The sequence below is a fragment of the Halorientalis sp. genome, assembly GCF_028275115.1.
Taxonomy (GTDB): domain Archaea; phylum Halobacteriota; class Halobacteria; order Halobacteriales; family Haloarculaceae; genus Halorientalis.
Genome location: NZ_JAQCNH010000043.1, coordinates 1 through 3,933 on the forward strand (window position 1 = coordinate 1; position 3,933 = coordinate 3,933).

Consider the following 3,933-nt stretch of genomic DNA (forward strand, 5'->3'; position numbering starts at 1 on the left):
CCCTGGATGCCGACCGGCGGGTCGAACACGGCGTCGTCGCCGGCGTTGGCGGGCACCAGCGGCTTCGGATTCTCGTAGCCGAACCAGCCGTTCTGGGCGAGGCTGTTCATATCCGAAAGGAACCAGAGCATCGCTGCGTGGTGGTGTGGCCGGCGCGTGTCGTCAACGATTTCGCCCGCACTCGGGCGGTACTCCGAGAGGAACTCGAACGTGTCGCCGTGGGTCAGCGCACCGTTCCCGCGGGAGCCGCCCACAAGGATGGCGGCGTTGATACCGACCTGCGCGAGCGTCGAGAGCAGCTGGGCCCGGAACTTCGGTGCCATCTCCTGGGGGAGCAGGTCGAAGTGCGCCTGGAAGTTCTTGGCCCAGGTGACGCCTTTGAGGTGGGTCCACCCGACCGAGGAGGGGCTGACGATACCGGAGGACTGACTCTTGTCCCACGCCAGTGTACTCGCGTCCGGTCGACCGCTGTCGTCGGAGAGCACTGGCTGTTGCGTGAACGACGGGTCACCTTCGGTGAAGGCGGCCAGCGAGAGGTTCGGGTTCGCGATGGGGGGCTGGTCGACCTCCGAGTTCTGGAGCATCGCGGGCATCCGCTTGGACTTGAGTTTCTCCATCTGCTCGTTCAGCGGGAACGGCACGCCGTTGCCGCTCATCGCGATGTTGGTGCTCATGTTGTACAGCGAGTACCAGTAGGCGTCGAAGCTGGCCGCGTCGAAGCCGTAGGCGTTCCCACCACCACCACCGCCGCCCGAGGGGTCGCCGACCACGACGGCCCCGCGCATCCCCAGCGAGTCGTGTGGGTCACAGAAGTACAGGTGGATACCCTCCGTGTCGAAGGTGTGCTCGAACGTCCCGCTGCTGGTCGGGTCACCGCTCCGGAAGCTGCCGTCGTCAGCGACGACGTTGTGGCTGCCGCCGTTACCGGTCCACTCCCAGACCACGGTCGTTCCGGGGTCGACGTGGACGGCGGGCGGGTCGAAGGCGAAGTCCCCGCTGTTGCCCTGAGCGCCGACTGACACCGTGACCGAGGACTGTCCGCGCATGTCGACTGTTGTCCCGTCGAAGTTGTCGGTGTCGGCGAACCAGTCGCCATAGTCGATGGTCTGTGCTGGCGTCGCCGTCCCGGTAGGCGTCCCACTGGGCGTCTCCGAGTCGCCGGAGCCTTGGCAACCGGCCAGTGCCGCGGCCACGCCGAACGTCCCTGCGAGTACCGTTCGTCTATCGTACATTCTACCACCCCGCTACCCACGTCCCCTGTAAACAGATTGCTCGAACGCGCGAGGCGAGCGCACCCACTCCATACAGTTATATCGGGCAACGAAAACTACGTAATAATTGTATCCCAGCAGTGTGCGTGTGGACCACGTGCGCACGACCATGACAGTTCTGTGTGATACGCCTGCGAAGATCGGACTCAGATAGATCGCGCTGTCACGGGATGATACTACCCGTTCCAGTCAGCAGAGCAACGATAGTGAGATAGAACACCGTCCCGGTCGCCGCGCTGAGTGAGACGACGGTATCGGGGTCACGTCGCGGCAACGCGTACTGCACGAGGGGGATGTCGGTGAGTTCCGGTCGCGTCAGTAAGTGATTCATGGATATACCGAACAGTCCGACGAGTATCGGGCCGGTGAGGAAGCTGTTGACGACCCGCAGCAGCGACGCGGTGGTCTCGTCGGAGAGGGCGAGTGTCGCGACTGGCCCGAGTACCGACGCTGGGTCGGGAATCATCGTGACAACGTCGCCGTAGGTTGCGTACAGAAAGACGACACTACCGAGGACGATGGCGACGAGTTTGGTCTGTCGACCACGGTTGTCGGGTAGATACCTCGGGACGAGGAACACCCCGACGAGAAAGAGGGCATTCATCCCGACCCAGGGGCCGAGATTCTGGAGCGCGAGCGGCAGTCCCGTCGCGAGAATCCCCATACTGAACCAGTCGAGACTCACCAACTGCACGTTCGGACACGACCCCGAGAGCAGTTGCCGGCGATGCGCCGGGTGAAGCAGGTGGACGCTGACTCGTATGACCAGAAACACCGGAACGAGTAACAGATACGCGAACACCCGAATCTGTAATCCTGCAGGTGTCGCGACGGCGCCGATAGCGATAGCGGTCGAGAAATCTAACACGCCGTTGACGAACCAGAAGGTGAGCAGCGACGGGGCAAAGAGACAGGTGTTCAGTACGGCGGCGATATGCCCCGTCGAATACGAAAACTCCTGTCGAAGCAAGTCCCTCGCTGCGAGCTGTAACTGCGTCCGGATCGAGTCGAGTCTGGCTACGCGCTTGCGAACGCTAACAGAGGGCAGATTCACGCGGATATCACGGATATCTTGATATGTCGGGGTTTCCGATGGTTACCTGCCGTTGCATACCACATCGTAACGTCTCGGTAGTAAATAACGATAACTCACCAACGGGTAACGTGCCAGCTATGTCAGGTCGGCCTCGTCTCCGTGCAGGCGAACTACGGTACCGGTGCTCTTTCCCCGTGCAGTGTCCCTCTGTCGACACCGATTACGGGCACGTCAGCTCGACGGAGCGAGGCCGTAGGACTCACCGCGACGGTGACTCTCGACGAGGAGAACATACATCGCCTGACTCCACTGGAGGTTGGAGTTCCAGCTCACGGTTCCGTCGCCGTCGACTCGTTCGGGCAACAGATTGGCCGTCGTGGTCCACTCGCTCGCGTGGTCGGTGACGTGGTCTTCGACGGCGTCAGTGTCGACCCCTGATTGCCACCGGACTACGTCGGCGTACGCTTCACAGAGCGGCCAGCCGCCATCCTCGGCGGTGCCACTCGGCGTGTAGACGTCGCCCGGGTATCGGCCGAGACAGGGCGTCTCGTCGGCCCGCCACTGTGGATCGTCTGCGAGCTCGACCGTCGAGACCATCTCGGGTGCGTCGGCCGCGACGACGTTCCACGGCCAGTAGGCCATGAACGCCGCCGCGTCCGGTCGCTGGTCCGGCGCCGGATTTCCATGTTCCGGGCTGTCGGCTGTGACGAAGTGGTCGCCGTAGGGCGTGTCCGTTTTGTAACAGTAGGTCACGAAGTTTCCGGCCCAGGTGTCCGCTCGCTCGCGACACCGCGACGCGAAGTCGTCGTCACCGACGGCGTCGGCCATCTCGGCCATACAACGTAATCCCGCGATGGCCGCCGCACTGCCCTCCGTGGAGTGGCCCCAGACCTCCTCCCACGGGTCCTGATGGGCTTTCGGGAACCCCCAGTCGTTGTCCCAGGAAAGCAGGAACTCGGCGGCGCGTTCACTCATAGCGTAATGTTTCTCTAGCAGATCGTCGTCGTCGGTCTCGCGCCAAAGTAGCCAGTGGGCATAGATCGGGCCGCCCACCTGGTCGAGTTGTAGGGCCCGCCAGTGGGCCTCGCCGGTGGTGTAGTAGTTCTGCCACCACGTCCCCCGACGGTCGATGTTTCGGTCGTCCGTCACGGCATCCTCGCCTCGGATCTGAACCTCGTCGAGCCACTCCAGCGCGTCCCGTGCCTCGTCGAACGCTCCGGCAGCGGCCAGCGCTTGAACGATGATTACCTGATCGCGCGGCCAGATGAATTTGTACGTCATGTCCGTCGGCTTGAACGCCCCCGCAATCATCGCCTGACAGTGGTCTTCGGCACACTTCAGACTCGTTAGGGACCGTTCGTACCGGTCGTCGACTGCGTCGTCCCCCGTCGGAGCGGTCGTGACGCCGTCGTGCCACGCTTCCCATGCCTCGGTGAAAGCGTCTCGCTCGGATTCGTAGCCAGCATCCAGCGCATCGATCGCGTGTTCGATTGCCTTCTGTTCACTCTGTGTGGCGAACCCGACGGCGGTGAGCCACTCCTCGGTTTCGGCGTCGTCGACGTACAGGCCGACGCCCACGTCCAGGTCGCCACTATCGCTTTCGGTGTCGTCTATCCAGCCATCCGA

At 63.1% G+C, this 3,933-nt stretch carries 3 protein-coding genes; all 3 read right to left on the bottom strand.

All coding sequences use genetic code 11. The annotated features are described in order from the left end of the window. The coding region (locus tag Q0964_RS07250) for a halocyanin domain-containing protein (protein ID WP_299265377.1) at positions 1 to 1,232 on the bottom strand (1,232 nt) is incomplete at its 3' end. A 202-nt stretch (positions 1,233 to 1,434) separates the two neighbouring features. Then, positions 1,435 to 2,325, bottom strand: a complete 891-nt coding sequence (locus Q0964_RS07255; protein WP_299265380.1) for a hypothetical protein — start codon at positions 2,323 to 2,325, stop codon at positions 1,435 to 1,437. Between the two features lie 213 nt (positions 2,326 to 2,538). Next, the coding region (locus tag Q0964_RS07260; RefSeq protein ID WP_299265383.1) for a glycoside hydrolase family 15 protein at positions 2,539 to 3,933 on the bottom strand (1,395 nt) is incomplete at its 5' end.